Genomic DNA, 22,348 nt, shown 5'->3' on the forward strand with positions numbered 1-22,348 from the left:
AAGAAGCGCTACTCGACGTGTACGAGCGTTGTGCCCGGGTACCTCCGCTGCTCCCCGGCGAAGGAGGTCAAGCACATGCGGGTTCTGGGCGTCAATGCGATCTTCCACGATCCGTCGGCCGCACTGGTCGTCGACGGACGGGTCGTCGCCGCCGCTGAGGAGGAACGATTCAGTCGGCGCAAGCACGGAAAACGGCCGGTTCCATGGTCGGCGTGGGAACTGCCCGAGCAGTCCATGCGCTGGTGTCTGGACACTGCCGGCCTGCGACCTGAAGACCTCGACGCGGTCGGCTACTCGTTCGACCCGTCACTGTGCGTAGACCTGGCCGGGCTCGGCGTCTCCGATCCGGGCGACGCGACCCGGCTCGACTATGCCCGCCGGGCACCGCGCTTCCTTGCGGCCGCCCTGCCGGGGCTCGATCCGGCGAAGGTCAGGTTCGTTCCTCATCACGTCGCCCATGCGGCTTCGGCCGGCTTGGCAGCGCCGTACCAGCGCAGCGCCTGTCTGGTGCTCGACGGTCGCGGCGAGCGGGCGTCCCACCTGGCCGGTCTGTACGACGGACCTGAACTGCAGGTCCTCGCCGCCCAGGACCTGCCGCATTCGCTCGGGCTGCTGTACGAGGACCTGACCGAGCACCTGGGTTTCCTGCGCTCGAGCGACGAGTACAAGGTGATGGCGCTCGCGTCGTACGGAAAACCGCGGCATCTGGCGGACTTTCGCGAGTTGGTCCGGACGACGGGCGACGGTGGTTTCGTCACCGAGCCGGTGGACTGGTCGGCGTACGCGCCCAAGGCGCAGGATGGCATGGAGTTGAGCGACGCCCAGGCCGACCTCGCCTGCAGTGTCCAGCGCCGGCTGGAGGAGGTTCTGCTGGAGCTGACCGGCTGGCTGCACGAACAGACCGGTGCGAAGGCGCTCACGATGGCCGGCGGTACCGCGCTGAACTGCGTGGCCAATTCGGTGATCGCCCGGCAAGGTCCTTACGACCACGTGTGGGTGCAGCCCGCAGCAGGTGATGCCGGTACGGCGCTCGGCGCGGCACTGCATCTCAGCGCAACCGATGGCCGGCCGGACCCGATGCCGACGGCGGCGCTTGGTCGTGGCTGGAGCGACGACGCACTGGCCGCTCGCCTCCGCCAGGCCGCGTTGCCGTTCGAAACACCGGACGACCTGGCCGCCGTGGTCGGCCAGGCCCTCGCGGACGACCAGATCGTCGCGTGGTACCAGGGCCGTTCGGAGTACGGGCCGCGGGCGCTCGGTCACCGGTCCCTGCTCGCTCATCCGGGGCGGCGGCAGAATCTGGAGCGACTCAACGAGATCAAGGGACGCGAGCAGTTCCGCCCGGTGGCGCCGCTGGTTCTCGCGGAGCGGGCGGCGGCCATCTTCGACGGACCGTTGCCGAGCCCGTACATGCTGTTCGTGCACGAGGTCGCGTCGGCCTGGCGAGAGCGCATCCCGGCCGTGGTGCACGTCGACGGCACGGCGCGAATCCAGACGGTCGACCGGGCCGACGAACCGTTGCTCGCGGAGCTGTTGACCGAGTTCGAGCGACGGACCGGGCTGCCGGTCCTGGTGAACACGAGCCTCAACACGGCCGGCCGGCCGATGGTGGACAGCCCGTCGGACGCGCTCGAACTGTTCGGCTCGACGCCGGTCGGCCTGCTGGTGCTGGGACCTCACGTCGTCCGCCGGGCCGAGGCGTTCCGATGACGACCTGGTCGGTGGTGATTCCGACGGTGGGCAGGCAGGGCCTGTTCGACCTGCTGGACGACCTCGCTGGTCAGGTCCACCAGCCCGATGCGATCTACGTCGTCGACGACCGGCGCGAACCGGAGGGCCGCTTGCCGGTCGACGCGACGATCCTCACGGCCGGTGGTCATGGCCCGGCCCGGGCGCGGAACCTCGGCTGGCGGGCCGCCGGCACGGAGTGGATCGCCTTCCTCGACGACGATGTCCGGCTCTCCGGCACCTGGTCGGAGGATCTGCTCGCGGATCTCGCGAGCGCGGCCCCGTCGACCGCCGGGATCCAGGGCGCCATCGTCGTACCGCGGCCCACGGATCGGCCGGGCACCGACTGGGAGCGCTCGACGGCCGGGCTGGAGACAGCGCGGTGGGCCACGGCCGACATGGCCTATCGACGCCAGGCGTTGCAGGACGTCGACGGTTTCGACGAGAGATTTCCGCGGGCCTACCGCGAGGACGCCGAACTGGCGCTCCGGGTACGCCGGGCCGGCTGGATCTTGACGCGCGGCGGCCGCTATGTGATCCATCCCGTGCGTCGTGAAGGCTTCTGGGTCAGTGTCCGCGTGCAGCGCGGCAACGCCGACGACGCCTTGCTGCGAGCGATCTACGGCCGCCACTGGCGCCGGCTGGCGGAGTGCCCGCCGGGACGCTTCAAGGCACACCTGGCCGCCGTTGGCGCAGCGGTGCTGGCGACGAAGTACCGGCGACTCGGGGCGGTCGCCTGGCTGGGGCTGACCCTCGAGTTCATCGCCCGCCGGATCGTACCGGGGCCACGGAGTCCCGATGAGATCGCCCGGATGACCGTGACCTCGGTGGTGCTGCCCTTCGCCGCTGTCTGGCACCGGTTGTCGGGAATGTGGCGGCACCGGGGCAGTACGGCGTGGCCCGGACCGGTCCGGGCGGTGCTCTTCGACCGGGACGGCACGCTGGTCGAAGACGTTCCCTACAACGGCGATCCGGAGCGGGTCGAATTGGTTCGGCACGCCCGTGAATCGGTCGAGCGACTGCGCACCGCGGGTCTGCAGGTCGGCGTGGTGACCAATCAGTCCGGGATCGGCCGCGGCCTGCTGACGGCCGAGCAGGTAGCGGACGTGAATCGCCGGATCGACGACCTGATCGGGCCTTTCCAGACCTGGCAGGTCTGCCCACACGCACCCGCCGACGGCTGCGCGTGCCGTAAGCCGGCCGCGGGACTGGTCCTGTCCGCGGCCGCCGAACTGGGCGTGCCGCCGCGTCAGATCGTGGTGATCGGTGACATCGCGGCCGATCTGGCCGCCGCCGAGGCGGCCGGCGCGCGGTCCGTCCTGGTGCCGAACCGGCAGACCAGGGCCGACGAAATACTGGAGGCCCGCACGACCGCCCCCGACCTGGCCGCCGCGGTCGACCACGTCCTCGCCGCTTCCGGGGCAGGCCGCTGATGCGAACGGTCCTGATCACGCGGCTCGACAACGACGGGGACGTGCTGCTCGCCGGACCGGCGATCCGGGCCGTCGCGGCGACCGATCGGGTCGTGTTGCTGGTCTCGCCGTCCGGGGAACAAGCGGCCCGGCTGCTGCCAGGTGTCTCGGACCTGCTGGTCTGGCCCTGTCCGTGGACCGGCTTCAGCCCGCCCGCGGTGAACCGGCGCAGCGTGAACACCTTGATCGAGGTCCTTTCGCTGGCCCACCTCGGTGCGGCGTTCGTCTTGACCTCGTACCACCAGAGTTCGTTGCCGATGGCCCTGATCCTGCGGATGGCCGGGATCAAGAACATCGCGGCCGCCTCCGAGGACTACCCGGGCGCGCTGCTCGACCTCCGCCACCGCGCGCCGGCCGGCCACGAGGTCGTCCGGCAACTCTCGCTGGTCAGGGCCGCCGGGTACGAACTGCCTCCGGGTGACGACGGCGGCCTCGCGGTGCGGCAGACCAGGCGGGTACGACGGCCGGACCGCCCGTACGTCGTTGTTCACCCCGGCGCCTCGGTGTCGGCTCGCGCGGCCCGGCCGGAGTGGCTCGCCGATGTGGTCGATGCGCTGGTTGCCGCCGGCCACGAGGTCGTGGTGACCGGCTCACCGGCCGAGCGGGACCTCACCAAAGTGGTTGCTGGGAGCAATGGAATCGACCTGGGTGGCCAGACGGACTACGGCCAGTTGGCCGAGGTACTGCAGGCCGCTTCCTGTGTGGTCGTCGGCAACACGGGGCCGGCGCATCTCGCCGCCGCGGTCCGTACGCCGGTGGTCTCGTTGTTCGCCCCGGTCGTCTCGGCGGAGCAGTGGGCGCCGTGGCGGGTGCCTTCCATCCTGCTCGGCGACCAGCAAGCGGAGTGCCGGGGCAGCAGGGCCCGCGAGTGCCCGATCCCGGGTCATCCCTGTCTGAGTGGCATCGCGGTCGACGAGGTAGTCGTTGCCGTCAGCAAGTTGATCGAGGAGGGAGCGGGATGAGAATCCTCGCCTGGCATGTGCACGCGGCCTGGATGACGTCCTTCGTCCAAGGGCCGCACGAGTACTACGTTCCGGTGCTGCCCGATCGCAGTGCGGACGGCAAGGGCAGAGCCCAGACCTACGACTGGCCGGACACCGTCCGCGAGATCACTCCCGAGGAACTGCGGACCACCGACCTCGACGTGGTGCTGCTCCAGCGTCCGTGCGAGGTGGAGCTGTTCGCGCGCTGGGCCGGGCGCGCGCTGGGGCGTCACGGCGTACCGGCTGTGTATGTCGAGCACAACACACCACGAGGAGATGTCGCCGACTGGCAGCATCCACTGGCGGCGCGGGCTGATGTGCCGATCGTGCATGTCACCGAGTTCAACCGGACGGTGTGGGACAACGGCATCGCGCCGGCCTTCGTGATCGAGCACGGCGTTCCCGACTACGGCTACGGCTACGTCGGCGACGACGACTCACTGGTTGCCGCGATCAACGAACCGGTACGCCGGTGGCGGGTGGCCGGCACCGATCTGGTCGCCCGCGTCACCCAGCAGGTGCCGGTCAGTGTCTACGGGATGGGCACTGCGGAACTACCGGCGCGGATCCCCGGACTGGCTGGTGTCGACGACCTCTCGCAAGCCGAACTGCACGAGCGGATGGGCCGGCACTTCGGCTACCTGCACCCGTATCGATGGACCAGCCTGGGGCTGTCGCTGATCGAGGCGATGATGCTCGGGCTCCCGGTCCTGGCGATCGGTGCGACCGCCGCGTACGAGGCGGTGCCACCGGAGGCCGGTCTGGTCAGCACCGCCCCGGACCGGTTGATCGAGACCGCGCAGCGCTGGCGCCGGGATCCGGCCGAGGCGCGGGCCCGCGGTCAGGCCGGGCGCGCCCATGCGCTGCGGCAGTTCGGACTCGCTCGATTCCTGGATGACTGGGACGGATTGTTGAAGGAGGTCTGCCGATGAGGATCGCTTTGGTGTCGGAACACGCGAGTCCGCTGGCTGTCCTGGGCGGCGCCGACGCCGGTGGGCAGAACGTCCACGTGGCCGCGCTCGCGTCGGCCCTGGCTGATCGCGGCCACGACGTGGAGGTCTACACCCGCAGCGACGACGCAACGCTCCCGGAGCGGGTTCCGTTCGGACCCGGCGTCGACGTCGTCCACGTGCCGGCCGGACCGCCCGAACCGGTCGCGAAGGACGACCTGCTGCCGTACATGCCGGCGTTCGGCCGGTGGCTCGGAACACGCTGGTCGTCGGCCGTACCCGATGTCGTGCACGCGCACTTCTGGATGTCCGGTCTCGCCTGCGACCACGCTCGCCGGCTCACCGCGTTCCCGTTCGCGCAGACCTTTCATGCGCTGGGGGTGGTGAAACGACGTCACCAAGGTGACCGGGACACCAGTCCACCCGGCCGCCTGGAGATCGAGGCGACGCTGACCCGTACTGCGGACGCGGTGATCGCCACGGCGACGGACGAGGTGCGTGAACTGCTGGAACTGGGAGCGCCGGCCGAGTCGCTGCACGTCGTACCGTGTGGGGTCGAGCTGTTCGGTGGTGGTGCTGCCGACGACCGGTGGTGGCGAACCGGGCCGGGCGGACGGATCCTGTCCCTCGGGCGGCTGGTCGAGCGCAAGGGTGTCGACACCGTGATCGCGGCGCTGGCCGAGGTCCCCGGTGCCGAGCTGGTGGTGGCCGGCGGCCCTGTGGTTGCCTTTGACAACGACCCGGAGGTGCGCAGGCTGCGTGCCGAGGCTGATCGGCTCGGGGTGGCCGATCGGGTGCGGTTCATCGGTCCGGTGGCCCGCGGTGATGTCGCGGGGCTGATGTTGTCGGCGGACGTGGTGGCCTGCACCCCGTGGTACGAGCCGTTCGGCATCGTGCCGTTGGAGGCGATGGCCTGCGCCCGGCCAGTGGTCGGTGCGGCGGTCGGAGGGCTGCTGGACACCGTGGTGGACGGCGTCACCGGCCTCCTGGTTCCTCCTCGGGATCCCGGCCGGCTCGCGGCGGCCCTGCGTGACCTGCTGTCCGATCCCGGCCGGCGTGAACGGCTCGGCCGAGCAGGAGCCGCCCGGGTACGGCGTAACTACACGTGGCCGCGGGTCGCCGCGGCCACCGAGGAGATCTACCGGCGCATCGGTGCGTCGGTCATCACCGGGAGGGTGTCCTGATGGCGCGCTTCGGAACCGTCGCAGAGCACCTCGGCCACCTGCGCAACGGCCTGGCCAGCCTCGACCGGCAGGCCGGCCTGATCGACAGCTGGGGACAACAGCTCACCACCGCGTTCGTCGCCGGTCACAAATTGCTTGCTGCTGGCAACGGTGGGAGCGCGGCCGAGGCGCAGCACCTGACCGCCGAGCTGGTTGGCCGGTTCGAGTGTGACCGTGCGCCGCTGCCGGCGATCGCGCTGCACGCGGAGACGTCCAGTCTGACAGCGATCTGCAACGACTTCGGGCCGGACGGGATCTTCGCCCGCCAGGTCAGGGCCCACGGCCGCCCGGGCGATGTCCTGATCCTGCTGTCGACGAGTGGCCGGAGCCGCAACCTGCTGGCCGCCGCGGCTGACGCACGGGACCGGCAGATGCAGGTCTGGGCGATGACCGGGCCGGGCCGCAGTCCGCTGTCGGACCTGGCCGACCAGACCCTGGCCGTCGAGACAGCGGCACCGACCGCGGTCCAGGAGATCCACCTGATCGCCGTCCACGCGCTCTGCGCGGCGGTCGAGCGACATCTGCCGTCGGTGCGGTGGGCGGACCAGGCCGCCGAGGTGTCCCGATGACCGCGCGCGTGGTCGTGCTGGGGGATGTCCTGCTGGATCGGGACATCGAGGGTGAGGTCCGGCGGATCATGCCGGATGCTCCGGCCCCCGTGGTTGAGATCGGGTCGGAAAGAGATCGCGCCGGTGGCGCCGGTCTGGCAGCCGTGCTGCTGGACCGGCCAGGGATTTCGGTGCACCTGCTGACCGCGCTGGCCGATGACGAGCCCGCGAAGCGTTTGCTCAACCTTCTGACGCAGCGGATCCCGGTCACGTCGGTGCTGACCTCACCCGGCACCCGGTGCAAGACCAGGATCCGCAGCGGTGGGCAGTCCTTGCTGAGGATGGATGTCGAGGCCTCGGCGAGCAGTGACGGCAGCTGCGACATCGCCGCCCTGGAAGCGGCCCTGGACGAAGCGGATGCGCTGCTCGTGTCCGACTACGGCGGCGGCGTGCTGAACCACCCCGAGGTACGACGCGTTCTCCTCGACTGGGCAGGTCGCCGGCCAATGGTGTGGGACCCGCATCCGCGCGGAGCCGAGCCGGTAGCCGGGGCGACCGTGGTGACACCGAACAAGGCCGAAGCCGTCCGGTTCGGGTCCGCGGGAGTCGAGCACCCCGACCGGCTGGCCGTGGAGCTTCGCGAGCGATGGCAAGCCTGGTCGGTCGCCGTGACGGACGGCGGCAACGGCGTGTTCACGGCGAGCGGGGGAGCGCAGGCCCAGTTCACTCCGGTGCCGTTCAGATATCGCGGTGACAGTTGCGGCGCCGGAGACCGGTTCGCGGGCACGGTCGCTGCCAGACTCGGCGCGGGCGCGACGACGAGCGAGGCGGTCGAAGCCGCCGTACAGGACACTGCGGACTGGCTTGCTGCCGGGGGAGTGCAGGCGACCGCGGAGACCGTGTCTGTGGCGCAGAGCCTCGACGCCGAGGCGGTGGTCCGGCGGGTGCGTGCGGCCGGGGGAACAGTCGTGGCCACCGGCGGCTGCTTCGACATCCTGCATGCCGGCCACATCGCCTCGCTCGAGGCCGCAAGGAGCCTCGGTGACGCCCTGGTCGTTCTGCTGAACTCCGACGACAGCGTCCGGCGGCTCAAGGGCGACGGCCGGCCGGTGAACTCGACGGAGGACCGGTGCCGGGTCCTCACTTCCCTGCGGTGCGTGGATGCCGTGGTCGTCTTCGACGACGACGATCCGCGCGCGGCCCTGCAGCGACTGCGCCCGGACATCTGGGCCAAAGGTGGCGACTACACCGCCGAGATGTTGCCCGAGAACCCTCTGGTGACCAGCTGGGGTGGCCGAGTCGTCCTGATGCCGTACCTGCCGGGCCGCTCGACCACCGCGATCCTCGAGAAAGGAACCACCCGATGAGTCTGGACCGAGTAGCCGTCACCGGTGGCGCGAGTGGACTTGGCGCCGCCGTCGTTCGCGCAGTACGCAAGCACGGCGGGACTGCCGTGGCCGTCGACCGGCAGAAGCCGGGCGACGACGTCGGCTGGGTCGAGGCCGACCTCGCCGATCCTGCCTCCGCCGAAGGGGCGCTGGCGGCCGCGGAGGAACAGCTCGGCGGACCGTTGACCGGTGTGGTCACGGCCGCTGGAGTCGACGCCTGTGGCCGGATCGAGCAGGTCGACCTGCAGGACTGGGTGCGGGTGATCAACGTCAATCTGATCGGTACTGCGGCGATCGCCCGAGCCGCCGTCCCTCGACTCGAGCAGACCCGCGGCCGGCTCGTCACGGTGGCGTCGACCCTGGGGTTGCGGGCCCTCAGCGACGCGACGGCGTACTGCGCCTCCAAGTTCGGCGTGGTCGGGTTCACCCGGGCACTTGCCGTCGAGACGGCCGGGCGGGTGGGCGTGACCATGCTGGTGCCGGGCGGCATGCAGACCGCGTTCTTCGACGGCCGCCCCGAGCAGTACAAGCCCGGACCGGATGCCATGCTCAACGATCCCGCCAACGTCGCCGACGCGGTGGTCTTCGCGCTCGGTCAACCCGCCGGTGTCGAGATCCGCGAACTGGTGATCTGCCCGTCCGTCGAACCTTCCTGGCCGTAGTGCCCCGGCCGGTCCTGGTCCTGCGAGCCCTCGGCCTCGGCGACGCGCTCACGGCCGTCCCGGCGCTGAGGGGCCTCAGACGCCTGTACGCCGGCCGCCCGCTGCTGCTGGCGGGCCGGCAGCCCGTGTCCAGCTGGCTTTGGGGGTTGGGACTGGTCGACGAGGTGGTGCCGACCGACGGGCTGTCCGGGCCACCGCCCGGGCGCTCGCTCGGCCGGCACACCGCGGTCAACCTGCACGGCCGTGGACCGGAGAGTCATCTGTTGCTCCAGGCAAGCACCCCGGACCACCTGCTGGCGTTCGACTGCGCTGCCGCGGGTCATCACAGTCCAAGCCGCTGGGGACTCGATGAGCACGAGGTGGATCGCTGGTGCCGGCTGGTGGGGGACGCCGGCGGCTCGTGTTCTCGCGAGGATCTTCGGCTGTCGGTGCAGGCCGCGCCGGACGAAGCGGTCGTGGTCCATCCAGGAGCCGCCAGCGTCGCGCGGCAGTGGCCGCCACACAGGTGGACCAAGGTCATCCGGGGATTGCGCGAGGACGGGCAGCACGTAGTACTGACTGGTTCGGAAGTGGAATTGTGCGGGTTGCTGGCTCGGGAAACAGGCGCCGAGGATTTGGCTGGACGGTTGTCGCTCGAAGAGCTGGCCGGTCGGGTTGCCGCGGCGGCGGTGCTGTTGTCCGGCGACACCGGAGTCGCCCACCTTGCGACCGCGGTCGGGACCAGATCGGTGACCTTGTTCGGCCCGACACCGCCACTGTGGTGGGGCCCTGCGATCGACCCCGACCGGCACACCGTCATGTACCACGGTGGGTCGCCAGGCGACCCGCATGCCGATCAACCCGACCCGGCCTTGCTCCGGATCACCGTCCCTGAAGTGCTGCGGGCCGCTCGGGATCAAGTGCTTCGCGGAACCAGGCAACCGTCGACCTGAGCCCCTCTTCCCAGTCCACCTGGGGTTTCCAGCCGAGCAACTGCTCGGCCAGCGTGGTGTCGGGCCGTCGTACGGCGGGGTCGTCGACCGGGCGATCGATGAACTCGATCGCGGACCGTGAACCGGTCGCCGCGACGACGTCCTCAGCGATGCGCAGGACGGAGCGTTCGTCGGGATTCCCGATGTTGACCGGCCCGGGGTGTGTGCTGAAGGCCAGCCCGAGAATGCCGCTGACCGTGTCGTCGACATGGCAGACCGAGCGGGTCTGGCTGCCGTCCCCGGCGACGGTGAGCGGTTCGCCGGCCAGCGCCTGGCGGATGAAGGTCGGGATCGCGCGGCCGTCGCTCGGCCGCATCCGCGGGCCGTAGGTGTTGAAGATCCGCACGATCGCCGTGTCCAGGCCCTCGCTGGTCCGGTAGGCGGTGGTGAGCGCCTCGGCGTACCGCTTGGCCTCGTCGTACACGCCGCGTGGGCCGATCGGATTCACGTGGCCCCAGTACGACTCGGGCTGGGGATGGACCTGCGGGTCGCCGTACACCTCGGAGGTGCTGGCCAACAGGATGCGGGCCCCCTTCTCCTTGGCCAGGCCGAGTGCGTGCCAGGTGCCGATCGCGCCGACCTTCAGGGTCTGGATCGGCAACCGGAGATAGTCGATCGGCGAGGCCGGACTCGCGAAGTGCAGCACCAGGTCGACCGGGCCGGGAACGTGCACGAACTCGGTCAGGTCGGTCCGCGTGCAGGTGAACGCGGGATCGTCGAGCAGGTGGGCGACGTTGCCGGGCGATCCGGTGAGGAAGTTGTCCAGACAGGTCACCTGGTGGCCCTGCTGGAGCAAGCGCTCACAGAGATGACTGCCGAGGAATCCGGCCCCGCCGGTGACCACCACGTGCTTTTCGTCCATAGCCCGGGGTACCCGTCACCGCGGCTTGGAAACCGAGGACGCGCCGGTGAATCGGCCGGGGTACAGGTGCGGCATGCGACTGCGTCGAAGCCATCCTGACAAGCCGGGGTACACCCGCCGGCGCCGCGGCAGCGGCTTCAGCTATCACGACGCCGAGGGCGGCCGGATCGAGGACGCCGACGTGATCGAGCGGATCCGGACCCTGGCGATCCCACCCGCCTGGCGCGACGTGTGGATCTGCCCCTATCCGAACGGGCACATCCAGGCGATCGGCACCGACCAGGCCGGCCGGCGGCAGTACCTGTACCACGACGACTGGCGCACGGCGCAGGACGGCGACAAACACGACCGGGTACGCCGGCTCGCCCGCAAGCTGCCGGCGTTCCGCGAGGCCGTCGACGCCGACCTCTGCGCCGGCGGCCTCGGGCGGAGTCGTGTGCTGGCGGTTGCGCTGAGAATGCTCGACTACGGCGTCTTCCGGACCGGCAACACGCAGTACGCCGAGGAGTACGGCAGCCGTGGCGCGTCCACTCTGCTGCGCGACGACGTCCGGGTCAGCAAGGGCAAGGTCGTCTTCGACTTCGTGGCCAAGGGCGGCCAGCAGCGCAAGATCGCGTTGGACGACGACCGCCTGGTGGCCGCCGTACGGTCACTCAAACGGGCTCGCCACGACAGCCCGCGACTGCTGGTCTACCGCGACGAGTCCGGGTACCACGAGATCGACGCGGGGATGGTCAACGACCGCTTCCACGAACTGGTCGGGGACGACTACACGGTCAAGGACCTGCGGACCTGGACCGCCACGGTGCACGCCGCGGTCGACCTGGCCGAGGCGGATCCGCCGGCCACCAAGAAGGCGCTGAACGCCGCGGTGAAGGACATGCTCGAAGAGGTCTCCGATCATCTCGGCAACACCCCGACCGTCGCCCGCGCCTCCTATGTCGATCCGCGGGTCGTCGAGCAGTACGAACACGGGCGGACGATCGCGGACGCCGTCGAGAAGGTGGGCACCGACCTCGACGACGACAAGACCCGTGCCGTCGTGGAGCGCTCGGTGAACAAGCTGCTGGACCAGGACGCCCGTGCCTGATCGGTTGTGGCTCCGGCCCGTTTCGATCGGCCGCGGAGGGGAACCGCAGAGCTGTCCGTTGACAGCCAGCAGAGTTCGGTGAGGAGTTGAAGACGATGACCAAAGCACGGGATCTGATGACAGCCGGTGCCGAGTGTGTCGGTGAGAACGAGACACTGGTCGACGCGGCTCGCAAGATGCGCGACCTCGATGTCGGCGCTCTGCCGATCTGTGGCGAGGACAACCGGTTGAAGGGTGTGCTGACCGATCGCGACATCGTGGTCCGTTGCCTGGCCGACGGCGGCGACCCGGCGACGGCGCTGGCCGGCCAGTTCGGGCAGGGCAAGCCGGTCACGATCGGCGCGGACGACAGCATCGAGGAGGCGCTGGCGACGATGAGCAAGCACCAGGTCCGCCGGCTGCCGGTGATCGACGGCCACGACCTGGTCGGCATGCTCGCCCAGGCGGACATCGCGCGCGCCATGCCCGACGCGGCAACCGGCGACGTCGTCCAGGACATCTCGCAGTAGGACGTCCGCCAGTAGGACTCCCGCGGGCGAAGAGGTGACACGGTCAGCCGTGTCACCTCCTCGGCGTTGGTTGCTCAGCCGAGGTAGTCGCGCCAAGGGCCGGTGATGGCCAGCGTGATGCCCGGGGTCTGGATGTTGACGAACAGCACCTTGCCGTCCGCGGAGAAGGTCGGCCCGGTGAACTCGGAGTCGTTGAGCATGTTCCGGGCGATCGCGTACGTCGGGCCGCCCGGCGTCGCGCTCAGCACGTGGCTGCTCGCGTTGCCGTCCTCGGCGAGGATGAGCGAGCCCCACGGCGTGACGGTGACGTTGTCCGGCCCGTCGAAGTTGAGGTCCGCGTAGCCGACACCGTTCTCGGCGGCCGGGTTCGACGGGAAGTAGGTGACCAGCTGGATGGTCTTCGACTTGTAGTTGTAGAACCAGACCATGCCGTCGTGCGGGACGGCGTCGGCCGGTACATCCGTCGTACCGGACTTGGCGTAGGAGTTCACGACGTACACGCCGTCGTGGGTTCCGTAGACGCCCTCGAACTTCTTGCCGCGGGTGACCTGGCCGTCGGTGAACTGCTTGCGGGTCGAGACGGAGACCGCGTCGCGGTCCGGCACCGGCACCCACGCGACCCGGAACGGGCGCAGCAACTGGGCCGAGGTCAGGTAGGCGACGTCCGGGATCGGCTTGCCGTCGTCACCCAGGATGGCCATCGCCTCCAGCTTGCCGAAGCCGGCGTTCTGCAGGTCCTTCCAGCTGTCCTTGCCGAGCCGGTAGCCGGCCGGGGCGCTCCAGCGGTAGAACGATCCGTTCGGGCCCGACGCGTCCTCGGACAGGTAGATGTGCTGCCGGTCCTGGTCGATCGCGAGCGCCTCGTGAGCGTAGCGGCCGAGTGCCTTGAGCGGCACGGGGTGAGCGGTCCTGCCGTCGGCCCAGACCTCGAACACATAGCCGTGGTCCTTCAGCCGGGTCGTGCCGTTCGCCTTGTTCTCGGTCTCCTCGCACGTCATCCAGGTGCCCCACGGGGTCGGGCCGCCGGCGCAGTTGGTCAGCGTGCCGGAGATGCCGACCCACTCACCGTGGTTGGTGCCGTCACGGTCGACGGAGATGACGGTGCAGCCGCCGGCCGCGCCGACGCCCTCGTCGTACACGGTGCCAGGGATCTGCGGTACGCCGAGGGCGGAGTTCGCGCCGATCTCGTGGTTCTGGATCAGGGTGTAGCCCCTGGGCCCAGCAGCGAAGGCCGCCGTACCGTCGTGCAGTTCCGGGGTGGGCTGGCCGCTCTTCAGCTTCGTCTCGCCGGCGCGGGTGACGACGGTGTACTTGAAGCCGGGCGGCAGGGCGAGCAGACCCTTCGGGTCGTCCATCAGCGGCGGGAACGGGCGGTGCGCCGGGTACGGCCGCGAGGCGGGCGCGGGCGTGGCCTCGGCGAGCGAGGGGACGGCGCCGACGGCGGCGAATCCGACACCCGTGGCGCCGACGGCGGCACCCCGCAGGACGGAACGGCGATCGAGGGACATGGCGGAGCTCCTTGCATTGAAGTCGGTCGTACTGCGCCCCGATCCTTCACCCGACCGGCAGCGCCCAGGCAAACACCACCTGAACAATCACCTTTCCCACCGTTCATCATTTTGTGTTGTCACCTGACTACAACGAGTGTCCCTGACACCCGGCACCGGTCCGCGGCCGAGACCGTTGTCATCGGCAACTACCGCCCGCGGCAGAGCCTGCTGTCGTTTGCTAAAGCTGGCGACGAGATTTCGTGGAGGAGAGCAGACGTGCGGTCTGGTCGCGCCGATCATCCAAGCACTGAACGCGATCGAGTCCGGTGACGTCGCGGAGGAACACTTCACCACGGTCGGCGACGACTGGGACATCGAGGAGCGCACGGTCGCCCAGCTCGATCGGCTCGGTCTGGGCGGCCTCGAACTCGACCACAGCCTGAGCACAGTCAGCGGAGGCCAGGTCATCTCACTCGGCCTGGCCGCCCAGCTGCTCAAGCGACCGGACGTCCTGCTGCTCGACGAGCCGACCAACAATCTCGATCTGGTTGCCCGGAGCAAGCTGTACGACGTACTGGACGAGTGGGCCGGATGCCTTCTCGTGGTCAGTCACGATCGCGTGCTGCTCGACCGGATGGACCGGATCGCCGAACTGGACCGAGGTGAACTCCGCGCGTACGGCGGCAACTTCACGGCGTACGAACAAGCGGTCGAGGCGGCTCGTGAGGTCGCGGAGAAGAACCTGCGGAACGCCGAGCAGGAGGTCAAACGCGAGAAGCGCGAACTCCAGCAGGCCCGGGAGCGCGCGGCGCGGCGGGCCGGCAACGCGAGCAAGAACCTCGGCAACGCGGGTCTCCCGAAGATCTTCGCCGGAACGATGAAGCGCAACGCGCAGGAGTCGGCAGGCAAGGCGAACGAGACCCACACCGCGCGGGTGAACGACGCCAAGGCGCGCCTCGACGAGGCGGGCCGCGCGGTCCGCGACGACCAGCGGATCGCGTTGGAACTGCCCGCGACGAACGTGCCGGCCGGGCGAACGGTCTTTCACGGCGAAGGCCTCCGCGTCACGCTGGGCGGTCGCGAGATCATCGGCGGCGCCGACCTCACCATTCGCGGCCCGGAGCGAATCGCCCTGACCGGTCCCAACGGCGCCGGCAAGTCCACGCTGCTCAGGCTGATCCACGGCGACCTGACTCCGGACGCGGGTGAGCTCAAGCGCGCGGACGGCCGCATCGCCTACCTGTCCCAGCGCCTGGATCTTCTCGATCTCGACCGCACCATCGCCGAGAATCTCGCCACCTTCGCGCCGGGGCTGCCCGAAGGTCAGCGGCTGAATCTCCTGGCCCGCTTCTTGTTCCGTGGCTCGCGCATCCACCTGCAGGCCGGCGTACTGTCCGGTGGTGAACTCCTGCGGGCGACGCTCGCCTGCGTCCTGTACGCCGAACCGGCACCCCAGCTGCTCCTGCTGGACGAGCCCACCAACAACCTCGACCTGGTCAGTGTGAGCCAGCTCGAAAGCGCGCTGGACGCGTACGAAGGCGCGTTCGTCGTCGTCAGCCACGACGAGCGCTTCCTCGCCGGACTCAAGGTGTCCCGATGGCTCCGGCTCGAGCACCAGAAGTTGCTTGAGGCAAGCGCTCCGGACGCCTGACTCCGCCTTGCTGACAAGACAGACGCGACGGCCCCGGACCATCGTCCGGGGCCGTCGTGGTGGAGCTGGTCAGCGGGTGCCGCAGTGGGAGTCCTGCGTGAGCATCGGGTAGCGGCAGATGTCCTGGGTGGTCGTGCCGTCCGGCGATGTCACCGGCAGGGTGGCCGGTGCGTCACCCTTCTCGACCCAGTTGACCAGGGCGTCGAGGTCGGCGCCCGGCTTGACCAGCGGACCGGTGCTGTAGAGCTTGGTGCCGCAGTGATCCACGCCGGGGAGCAGGAACAGGCGGTAGAAGTCGTCCACGCGCTTGGTTCCACCGAAGAGCGCGTCCACCTGCCGGCGGTAGTGGACCGTGCCAAGGGTCGGGATCAGCTGGTCGGACTGGCCGTGCCAGGTCAGCAGCTTGCCGCCGGCCTTGGCGAACTTCGACAGGTTGGGGTTGTTGTCGGCGATGACAGCGTCGTACTGCGTGGTCGCCGAGGCGAACACTCGCTCGAAGGTCGCGTAGGTGAGCTTGGTGCTGTCGAACGACGGGTTCTTCGTCACGAAGTACTTCGCCCACTGATCCGGAACCGTGAACGGTTTGTTGTAGGCGGCAATGAAGTCGAAGGAGGAGCCCTTGTTCTGGCCGTACCAGAGCTTCTTGCCCCAGGGCGTGACCGGACCGGCCCAGAGCTTGTCGACAGCGACGGCGAGCGCCTTGCTGATGGTGAGTTCCTTGCCGTCGCAGAGCACCTTCGTGCCGATCAGGCGGCGCGCGTCCCAGGTGCAGGTCGCCGGGTTGTCGATGACGCCGTCCTTGACCCCGTCGAGAGTGTCGCAGGCAGCGACCGCGGCGCTGGTGAACGCGTCCAGTTCACACTTGGTCGGTGCGACGTGCTCCTCGTTGAAGACCGCTTGCGACCACAGGGTGGCGATCTCGAACCGGTTCCAGTCGACCGCGGGCGCGTTGGCGAGGATGCCCTGGAAGTCGGTGGGGTGGTACTCGGCCTCGGCGTACCCCTGGCGGCCACCGGTCGAGCAACCGGTGAAGTACGAGTAGCTCGCGGCGCGCTGGTAGAACTTCGCGGTCACGTCCTTGCCGATCACGGCGAGGTCGTGCACCGAGCGGGACGCGAAGTTGGTGAGCAGACCGGTGTTGGTCCTGCCGTCCGCGGTCAGCCCCCAACTGGCATCGAGGCCGTCCTTGACGCCGGCGTCGGTGGCTGCACCGACATACCCCTTCTTGACCGCGCCGATCAGCGGGATGCTCAGGTCGCTGATGTCGCCCGCCGAGTAGCCGCTGCCGCCCGTGGCCTGGAAGCGGCCGTTCCAGTTCTTCGCGTCCTGGGGGAGGGAGACCTTGATGGTGACGGTGTCGTTCGCGCCGGGATGGGTCACCACGATGCGTACGTCACACCAGGCCGGTACGTCGGTGATCGGGTCGGCGGGCGGATAGGCGTTCGGGAAGGTGAAGTCGCCGCCCGGCCTGGCCACCGCGTCGACCGACACCACCTTCGTGCCGGTGGGCGCGGCGACCGGGACGGGCGCGCAGGTTGTCGTAGCGGGGGAGTTGTCGGCCGCGGCGCTGGACGCCACGGGAAGGATGACCGCGGCGGCCGGCATCACCGCAGCGATCAGCATGATCAGGGGTCGCTTCATGCCCGCATCCTGACCCGTCAGCAACCACCGTCGCCCCAGTGAGAACCACTGGCCAACCCCCTGGGCGCCGGCTTTGTCGGAGACGAGCCGCCCCGGGATATCGACAGAGCCAAGTAGGGCAGGTCTATTTCCACCTACACTTTCACGGAGGAGCGTGAACAGTATGGCCGCTGACCGGAAGTGGGAACCTTTCAATCCGCCGGCTGAGGCACGCGTGCGGGAGATGGTGGGCTGGCTGTCCTATGTCCAGGCAGTCGGGCCACCGGTTCCCGCCGTGGACCCGCGCCTCTCGCAGCAGGTGCCGGCCCTGCTCGTGCCCGGCTTCCTCGCGGGTGACTGGTCGCTGATTCCGCTGGCGCGGCATCTGCGGCGCTCCGGGCACGCCACCTTCACCAGTGGTATCGCGCTCAACTCCGGCTGCACCGAGATGCTGCTGGGCCTCCTCGAACGCCGGCTGGAGCAAGTGGTCCAGGAGGCGGGCAGACCCGTCGTCCTGGTGGGTCAGAGCCGTGGCGGGACACTCTGCCGGATGCTGGCGATCCGTCGGCCGGACCAGGTGGCCGGCCTCGTCACCCTGGCCTCGCCGTTGCTCCATCAACTGGCGACGACACGGGACCTGGTCGCCCAGGTGAACCTGCTGGCTCGCCTGAATGTTCGCGGTTGGCCGTGGCTCGTGTCGTCCGACTGCCTGACCGGCGGCTGCGCGGAGCGGACGAGCGCTCTGCTGGAGTCCCCTTGGCCGACCGGGCTGCCGTTCATCTCGGTGTACTCACGGCAGGACGGCGTGGTGGACTGGCGGGCCTGTCTCGACCCCGCCGCGGAGCAGATCGAGGTTCGCAGTACCCACAACGGGATGGGCGCCGACCGGGCTGTTCAGCGACTGCTGACCGCCAGATTGCGGACTCTCAGCGATCAGCAGCCTTGACCAGGAGGGCAAGTTCCTCGGCCGTCCAGTCCGCGATGCGTTGCACGTCCGGCACCTGATCGCGGTCCGCGACGACGCCGACGTGGAGCCGTCCGCAGTAGCTCAGCACGGTGATGTTCAGGCCCAGGCCATCGGTGATGCCCGCCAGCGGCACCACCGACTCCACCTTCGCGCCCGCGAGGTACAGGGTCTGTTGCGGCCCTGGCACGTTGGAGATATTCACGTTCATCGCCGGTGGCAGAACCGGCCAGGCGTTGAGCCGGGTGAGTAGTTGCGCGGTCTGTACGAAGAGAACCGGCGGCACCAGCCGGACCGTATCGACGAGCGCGTCCGGCGCGGTCGTGCCGAGATCACGCAACGCGGCCAGCATCGCGGCATGCGCACCGTTCAGCCGGGCGACCGGATCATCCACCCCGGTCGGGATCGGCACCACGACGGCGCTCAGGGCGTTGCCAAAGGCAACCGATCGGTCGCCGCGCAGCGACACCGGTACGACGGCGGTCAGTGGTTGGGCCGGAAGCTCGTCGCGCTCCAGCAGCCAGCGACGCAGCGCACCGGCCGCGAGCGCCATCACCACGTCGTTCACGCTCACCGTGAACCGGTTCTTCACGAACTTCACGTCGTCGAGCGCGAGGGTGGCGATGCCGATCCGGCGATGCCGGGAGATCCGGCGGTTGAACGACGTACGCGGTGCCCTCGCGACCGGCGTGTGCCTGCGTTCGCGCCGTACCAACGCGAGGCTCGCGCCGACCAGCCGGGCTCCGGGCATGGTGCCGAAGACCGGCAACTCGTCCAGGCCGGACAACATCGCCGGTACGCCGGACACTGCCCGCCACGGCTGGCGGACGAAACCGGCCAGGCCGCGCGCCAGCATCGACACCGAGGACGGCGGCGGTGGGACCGGGGGTGCTGTGAGGCCGGCAGCAGGTGGTGGATGCGGCTCGGTGTCCGTGAGAGTGGCCACCATCTGTGCTCCCGCGCGACCATCGGCGGCCGCGTGGTGGACCTTGGTCAGTACGGCGGCCCGGCCGCCGGCGAGTCCTTGGATCAGGTACATCTCCCACAGTGGCCGCGAGCGGTCCAGCGGCCGGGAGAAGATCCGCGCGACCTGCTCGCGCAGCAGGTCGTCGTCACCCGGCGACGGCAACGCGATCTCCTGCACGTGATAGTCCAGGTCGCTGTCGGCCTCGACCCAGTACGGACGGTCGAGTCCGAGGGGGACCCGGACCACCCTCCACTGGAAGGCCGGTATCAGTGGCAGACGCTCGCGCACGACGTCGCGCAGGCGGTCGATCGTCAGCCGTCCGCCGGGCAGCGCGGCCGGATCGATCGTGATCAGAGCCGCGGTATGGGTGCTGACCCGCGCGTTCTCCGCAGCCAGGTACATCGCGCCGAGGTCGTCCACCTGTCGCATCGTCACGTCTTCCCGGGAACAGCCTCGTCCGCGCCGCGCTCCTGCCGTACGGCGTCCTCCGGTGAACCGAGGTGATGCCGTGGGTCCTCCAGTCGGCAGGCCAGCAACTCGGCGGACCGGGCGGCGTACAGGCCGTCCACGATCCGCTCGTCGAACGTCCAGCGCAGAGCGAGCATCGGCCTGACCTGAACCGTTCCTGCCACGGCCACCGGCACGGGCCGCACCCTTCCCACCACGAGGAACAACGGGCAGTTGCCGTGCTGGTAGAGGTGGTGGAACGCCGCGTCGGTCTTGAGGCTGCCCAGGTTCGAGACGACAGCCGATGCGTACAACGGGTCCGAGTGGGTCAGCGCACTCGGCAGCACGCCTCGTTCGTCAAGCCAGTGAGTCACGCTGATCGCCGCGTCGAGCAGTGGCGTCGGCAGGCCGAGGAACAGTCTCACCTCCTTGTCGACCTCGGCGCCGGCACCGGTGCGCGCCTCGGTCACCGCCGTGTCGAGACTGCGGATCACGCCGGCCAGGCTTTCGTTGGGCTCGAACCGCCGTTTCAGCATCTCCAGTGGCGCGTCGTCGGTCATCTCCTTCTTGGCGCCGAAGGACAGCAGTACCCCGTCGCGGTCGTAGAACCGGCGACGGGCGATGAACCTGTTCAGCCGGGGCCGGTCGTACAGCAGTTGAGCCACCTGGCTCAGGACCAGGACGAAAAGGCTGAGATGTGGGCCCCCCGCCTCGTTCCAGCGCCGTACCCAGGCCTGGGCCGCACCGATGTCGACGTTCTGCTCGAAGTAGACCTCCGAGTCCGTGCGTCTGCGCATGATGAACGGCATGATGGCGCGCTCGTCGGGTACGTCAGTGACGAGTCGGCCGTCGGTCCGGGGCAGTCTGATCCGCAGTGTCATGGCGTCCTCCTTCGCTTTCGATGGTGAACACCCGCGAGGCACCCGAGTAGGGCCGAAGGACCCGATCGCGGACCTCGCCGTACCAGCGGATCCGGTGCTCGCCCGGCGGTTCACCGGCGGGAACCGTCCAGGCGACGACGGCCACCTGGCCGCGCCGGCCGCGGCGCCACCGGAAGGTGGTGGACCAGTCGCCGTCGTCGGCGACTGTCACCCAGCCGGTTCCGTCGTAGCGCTGGACCTCCAGGTAGGTACCGTTCCGACGCAGATCGTTGTTCGGATAGGCGGCTGCGAAGACCGCCGTGACCGTGTCCCCAGGGCGATAGCGGAACCGCGGTTCCACGAGGACATCGCCGAAGGCGCGACCGGGCGGTGGGCGGTCGTGAGGTATCCGGAGCCGGGCGTGCCGTTGCCGACCGCTCAGGTCCGGTTCGGGTACGCCGTACCGCGTCGGCCGGCCGTCCCGCATCGCCGCTGCGAGTTCGGCCGCGACCTGTACCAGAGCAGGCAGGGTCCAGCGACCGAACAGTGTGCTGCCGCCTTCGTACTGCTGGGTGTCGTACTCCTCAGGAGTGGTCACGTAATGCAGGTAGCCGTTGCTGTAGCCGGCCACCAGTACGTCAGCGAGGTCGGCGGACACGATCGAAGCGACGGCACGACGCAGGCGTAAGCCCGCAACGACCGTGACCTCGGCCGGGATGCCGATCAGGTAGAGCTGACCGATCCGCAGCAACTGGATCACTGCCGTGCGCGCGACGTAGGGACCGAGCAGGTCGAGCGCACGCCCACCGACGACCATCGCCTTCGGCGCCTGGGTGTCCCGCAGCCGCGGCGATCGGGCGTAGACCCGCCGGGAAAGCCAGTCCCAGAAGGGATTGCGGCCTTCGGTGAAGCCGCGGAACGCCGGACCGTCCTCCAGACTGCCGGCCAGCGCCGAGGCACCGCCGATCGGGTTGCCCGTGCGGTGCATCGCACCGTCACCGGTGTACTCCGGCCGGATCACGACCGAGGCGAGGTCGATCTGTGTCATCCGGTGGTCGACTCCGTCGGTCAGGCGTCGGCCCGGCGCCGACATCAGCGCGGCGGCAGCCTCGTACTGGCGCAGTCCGATGATGCGGGTGTTTTCCACGTCGCTGGTGGTCGGACCGCAGCCGGGGCGCAGGTCGAGGTTCGGGGTCTGGTCGCCGGCATTGGTCTGGGCGAACGCGGCAACGAAGTCGCCGGATCGGCGGGCACGGTAGTCGACGCCCTCCACCTGCCGCTCCCAGTGGTAGGCGGCGTATCCCTTGTTGTCTCCGCTGATCAAGGTGTTGGTGTTCGTCATGCTGGTGTTGTGGGTGGCGAACCAGTTGATCGCGGCCACCGGTTCGCCGTCGCGATCGATGCGTAGCAGGGTCGTCTGCGGATCGATGCCGGTCGGGAACTGCTCCCGGTCCGCCGCAGGATTGTTGTCAAAGGCAACTTTAGAGCGATTGGCGCTCGCGTCCCACAAGTGCCCGTGGGCAAGCGTGAGTACCGCGGGGGACAGGTCGTTGTGGGCCCGCCGGACCGCCTCGGTCATGCCGTCGACGATGGCGGTGAAGGTCTTCGGCCGGAAGCCGCCGGTGTTCGAGTGGTACAGCCGATGATGCGAGTAGCCACCTGGTCCGCTGTGCGTGTGCGTGGCGGTGACCATGGTGTTCTGCTCGGTGTAGAGATCGCCGTACGAGCGGGCCAGGGCGCGCAGCAGCGCGCGGTGGATACTGCCGAAGACCATCGGCAGGTCGTTGACCACGAGCAGCACCCGCCGCCCGCTCGCCGGGTCCATCACGACAAAAGCCCTGGAGCGCAGCCGCAGGTGAATACCGTCGCTGCGCTGCCAGAACTTTCCGTACCCGAGCATGCCGCTCTCCACCGGCTCACCATTGATATCGGCAATGCCGCGGCCGACGAGGTACCCGGTCAT

19 protein-coding genes are annotated in these 22,348 nt (G+C 69.5%); 13 read left to right on the forward strand and 6 right to left on the reverse strand.

Annotated features, from left to right (window positions below; genetic code table 11):
- The first annotated feature begins 75 nt into the window (after positions 1-75).
- The 9 genes from EV138_RS31155 to EV138_RS31195 are packed head-to-tail and all read left to right on the forward strand — an operon-like array spanning position 76 to position 9,886.
- Entirely contained in the window at positions 76-1,710 is a 1,635-nt protein-coding gene (locus tag EV138_RS31155) for a carbamoyltransferase family protein (protein WP_133983398.1), read from the forward strand.
- On the forward strand, positions 1,707-3,161 hold the full coding sequence (locus EV138_RS31160; protein WP_133983400.1) for an HAD-IIIA family hydrolase: 1,455 nt from the start codon (positions 1,707-1,709) through the stop codon (positions 3,159-3,161). The genes EV138_RS31155 and EV138_RS31160 overlap by 4 nt, the downstream gene beginning before the upstream one ends.
- Complete coding sequence (locus EV138_RS31165) at positions 3,161-4,162, forward strand: glycosyltransferase family 9 protein (RefSeq protein WP_133983402.1); 1,002 nt, start codon at positions 3,161-3,163, stop codon at positions 4,160-4,162. The genes EV138_RS31160 and EV138_RS31165 overlap by 1 nt, the downstream gene beginning before the upstream one ends.
- A complete protein-coding gene (locus EV138_RS31170; protein ID WP_133983404.1) occupies positions 4,159-5,115 on the forward strand; it encodes a glycosyltransferase in 957 nt (318 codons plus the stop codon). The genes EV138_RS31165 and EV138_RS31170 overlap by 4 nt, the downstream gene beginning before the upstream one ends.
- Positions 5,112-6,317, forward strand: coding sequence for a glycosyltransferase (locus EV138_RS31175; protein WP_133983406.1), 1,206 nt, complete (start codon positions 5,112-5,114; stop codon positions 6,315-6,317). The genes EV138_RS31170 and EV138_RS31175 overlap by 4 nt, the downstream gene beginning before the upstream one ends.
- Entirely contained in the window at positions 6,317-6,925 is a 609-nt protein-coding gene (locus EV138_RS31180; RefSeq protein WP_133983408.1) for a D-sedoheptulose-7-phosphate isomerase, read from the forward strand. Before EV138_RS31175 ends, EV138_RS31180 begins: the two co-directional genes overlap by 1 nt.
- Complete coding sequence (locus EV138_RS31185) at positions 6,922-8,271, forward strand: PfkB family carbohydrate kinase (RefSeq protein ID WP_133983410.1); 1,350 nt, start codon at positions 6,922-6,924, stop codon at positions 8,269-8,271. The genes EV138_RS31180 and EV138_RS31185 overlap by 4 nt, the downstream gene beginning before the upstream one ends.
- Positions 8,268-8,954 (forward strand): SDR family oxidoreductase, encoded by a 687-nt coding sequence (locus EV138_RS31190; RefSeq protein WP_133983412.1) that lies wholly within the window; start codon positions 8,268-8,270, stop codon positions 8,952-8,954. Before EV138_RS31185 ends, EV138_RS31190 begins: the two co-directional genes overlap by 4 nt.
- On the forward strand, positions 8,954-9,886 hold the full coding sequence (locus EV138_RS31195; protein WP_133983414.1) for a glycosyltransferase family 9 protein: 933 nt from the start codon (positions 8,954-8,956) through the stop codon (positions 9,884-9,886). Before EV138_RS31190 ends, EV138_RS31195 begins: the two co-directional genes overlap by 1 nt.
- Here the strand turns inward: EV138_RS31195 and EV138_RS31200 are convergent.
- Entirely contained in the window at positions 9,816-10,787 is a 972-nt protein-coding gene (locus tag EV138_RS31200; protein WP_133983416.1) for a UDP-glucuronic acid decarboxylase family protein, read from the reverse strand. The two genes, EV138_RS31195 and EV138_RS31200, sit on opposite strands and share 71 nt — an antisense overlap.
- Before the next feature lie 73 nt (positions 10,788-10,860).
- Between EV138_RS31200 and EV138_RS31205 the strand changes: the two genes are divergently transcribed.
- Together EV138_RS31205 and EV138_RS31210 are read left to right on the forward strand one after the other, a co-directional pair.
- Positions 10,861-11,877, forward strand: coding sequence for a DNA topoisomerase IB (locus EV138_RS31205; RefSeq protein ID WP_133983418.1), 1,017 nt, complete (start codon positions 10,861-10,863; stop codon positions 11,875-11,877).
- 95 nt (positions 11,878-11,972) lie between these two features.
- Positions 11,973-12,386, forward strand: a complete 414-nt coding sequence (locus EV138_RS31210; protein ID WP_112238713.1) for a CBS domain-containing protein — start codon at positions 11,973-11,975, stop codon at positions 12,384-12,386.
- Between the two features lie 74 nt (positions 12,387-12,460).
- Here the strand turns inward: EV138_RS31210 and EV138_RS31215 are convergent, their stop codons facing one another.
- Positions 12,461-13,894, reverse strand: coding sequence for an alkaline phosphatase PhoX (locus EV138_RS31215; RefSeq protein ID WP_133983420.1), 1,434 nt, complete (start codon positions 13,892-13,894; stop codon positions 12,461-12,463).
- Between the two features lie 217 nt (positions 13,895-14,111).
- Between EV138_RS31215 and EV138_RS31220 the strand changes: the two genes are divergently transcribed.
- The gene (locus EV138_RS31220) at positions 14,112-15,527 is read left to right on the forward strand and encodes an ABC-F family ATP-binding cassette domain-containing protein (protein ID WP_305000181.1); all 1,416 of its coding nucleotides are present in this window, start codon (positions 14,112-14,114) and stop codon (positions 15,525-15,527) included.
- 69 nt (positions 15,528-15,596) lie between these two features.
- On the opposite strand, the gene EV138_RS31225 is transcribed toward EV138_RS31220, so the two are convergent.
- A complete protein-coding gene (locus EV138_RS31225; RefSeq protein WP_133983422.1) occupies positions 15,597-17,168 on the reverse strand; it encodes a tannase/feruloyl esterase family alpha/beta hydrolase in 1,572 nt (523 codons plus the stop codon).
- 223 nt (positions 17,169-17,391) lie between these two features.
- Between EV138_RS31225 and EV138_RS31230 the strand changes: the two genes are divergently transcribed.
- Complete coding sequence (locus tag EV138_RS31230; RefSeq protein WP_369410864.1) at positions 17,392-18,093, forward strand: esterase/lipase family protein; 702 nt, start codon at positions 17,392-17,394, stop codon at positions 18,091-18,093.
- Here the strand turns inward: EV138_RS31230 and EV138_RS31235 are convergent.
- From EV138_RS31235 to EV138_RS31245, 3 genes are read right to left on the reverse strand one after another with little or no spacing between them, the layout of a single operon-like run.
- Positions 18,074-19,507 carry a WS/DGAT/MGAT family O-acyltransferase gene (locus tag EV138_RS31235; RefSeq protein ID WP_133983426.1) on the reverse strand — a complete coding sequence of 478 codons (1,434 nt, stop codon included), beginning with the start codon at positions 19,505-19,507 and terminating at the stop codon, positions 18,074-18,076. The two genes, EV138_RS31230 and EV138_RS31235, sit on opposite strands and share 20 nt — an antisense overlap.
- Before the next feature lie 2 nt (positions 19,508-19,509).
- Positions 19,510-20,406, reverse strand: a complete 897-nt coding sequence (locus tag EV138_RS31240; RefSeq protein ID WP_133983428.1) for a 2-oxo acid dehydrogenase subunit E2 — start codon at positions 20,404-20,406, stop codon at positions 19,510-19,512.
- Positions 20,357-22,348 (reverse strand): neutral/alkaline ceramidase, encoded by a 1,992-nt coding sequence (locus EV138_RS31245; protein ID WP_133983431.1) that lies wholly within the window; start codon positions 22,346-22,348, stop codon positions 20,357-20,359. The genes EV138_RS31240 and EV138_RS31245 overlap by 50 nt, the downstream gene beginning before the upstream one ends.

The organism is Kribbella voronezhensis, assembly GCF_004365175.1.
Taxonomy (GTDB): Bacteria; Actinomycetota; Actinomycetes; order Propionibacteriales; family Kribbellaceae; genus Kribbella; species Kribbella voronezhensis.

Coding starts and splice junctions, on each gene's coding strand:
- EV138_RS31225 (WP_133983422.1), bottom strand. CDS start 17,168: ATGAAGCGACCCCTGATCATGCTGATCGCTGCGGTGATGCCGGCCGCC.
- EV138_RS31205 (WP_133983418.1), top strand. CDS start 10,861: ATGCGACTGCGTCGAAGCCATCCTGACAAGCCGGGGTACACCCGCCGG.
- EV138_RS31155 (WP_133983398.1), top strand. CDS start 76: ATGCGGGTTCTGGGCGTCAATGCGATCTTCCACGATCCGTCGGCCGCA.
- EV138_RS31240 (WP_133983428.1), bottom strand. CDS start 20,406: ATGACACTGCGGATCAGACTGCCCCGGACCGACGGCCGACTCGTCACT.
- EV138_RS31210 (WP_112238713.1), top strand. CDS start 11,973: ATGACCAAAGCACGGGATCTGATGACAGCCGGTGCCGAGTGTGTCGGT.
- EV138_RS31245 (WP_133983431.1), bottom strand. CDS start 22,348: ATGACCGGGTACCTCGTCGGCCGCGGCATTGCCGATATCAATGGTGAG.
- EV138_RS31215 (WP_133983420.1), bottom strand. CDS start 13,894: ATGTCCCTCGATCGCCGTTCCGTCCTGCGGGGTGCCGCCGTCGGCGCC.
- EV138_RS31190 (WP_133983412.1), top strand. CDS start 8,268: ATGAGTCTGGACCGAGTAGCCGTCACCGGTGGCGCGAGTGGACTTGGC.
- EV138_RS31175 (WP_133983406.1), top strand. CDS start 5,112: ATGAGGATCGCTTTGGTGTCGGAACACGCGAGTCCGCTGGCTGTCCTG.
- EV138_RS31180 (WP_133983408.1), top strand. CDS start 6,317: ATGGCGCGCTTCGGAACCGTCGCAGAGCACCTCGGCCACCTGCGCAAC.
- EV138_RS31185 (WP_133983410.1), top strand. CDS start 6,922: ATGACCGCGCGCGTGGTCGTGCTGGGGGATGTCCTGCTGGATCGGGAC.
- EV138_RS31170 (WP_133983404.1), top strand. CDS start 4,159: ATGAGAATCCTCGCCTGGCATGTGCACGCGGCCTGGATGACGTCCTTC.
- EV138_RS31160 (WP_133983400.1), top strand. CDS start 1,707: ATGACGACCTGGTCGGTGGTGATTCCGACGGTGGGCAGGCAGGGCCTG.
- EV138_RS31200 (WP_133983416.1), bottom strand. CDS start 10,787: ATGGACGAAAAGCACGTGGTGGTCACCGGCGGGGCCGGATTCCTCGGC.
- EV138_RS31235 (WP_133983426.1), bottom strand. CDS start 19,507: ATGCGACAGGTGGACGACCTCGGCGCGATGTACCTGGCTGCGGAGAAC.
- EV138_RS31165 (WP_133983402.1), top strand. CDS start 3,161: ATGCGAACGGTCCTGATCACGCGGCTCGACAACGACGGGGACGTGCTG.
- EV138_RS31230 (WP_369410864.1), top strand. CDS start 17,392: ATGGTGGGCTGGCTGTCCTATGTCCAGGCAGTCGGGCCACCGGTTCCC.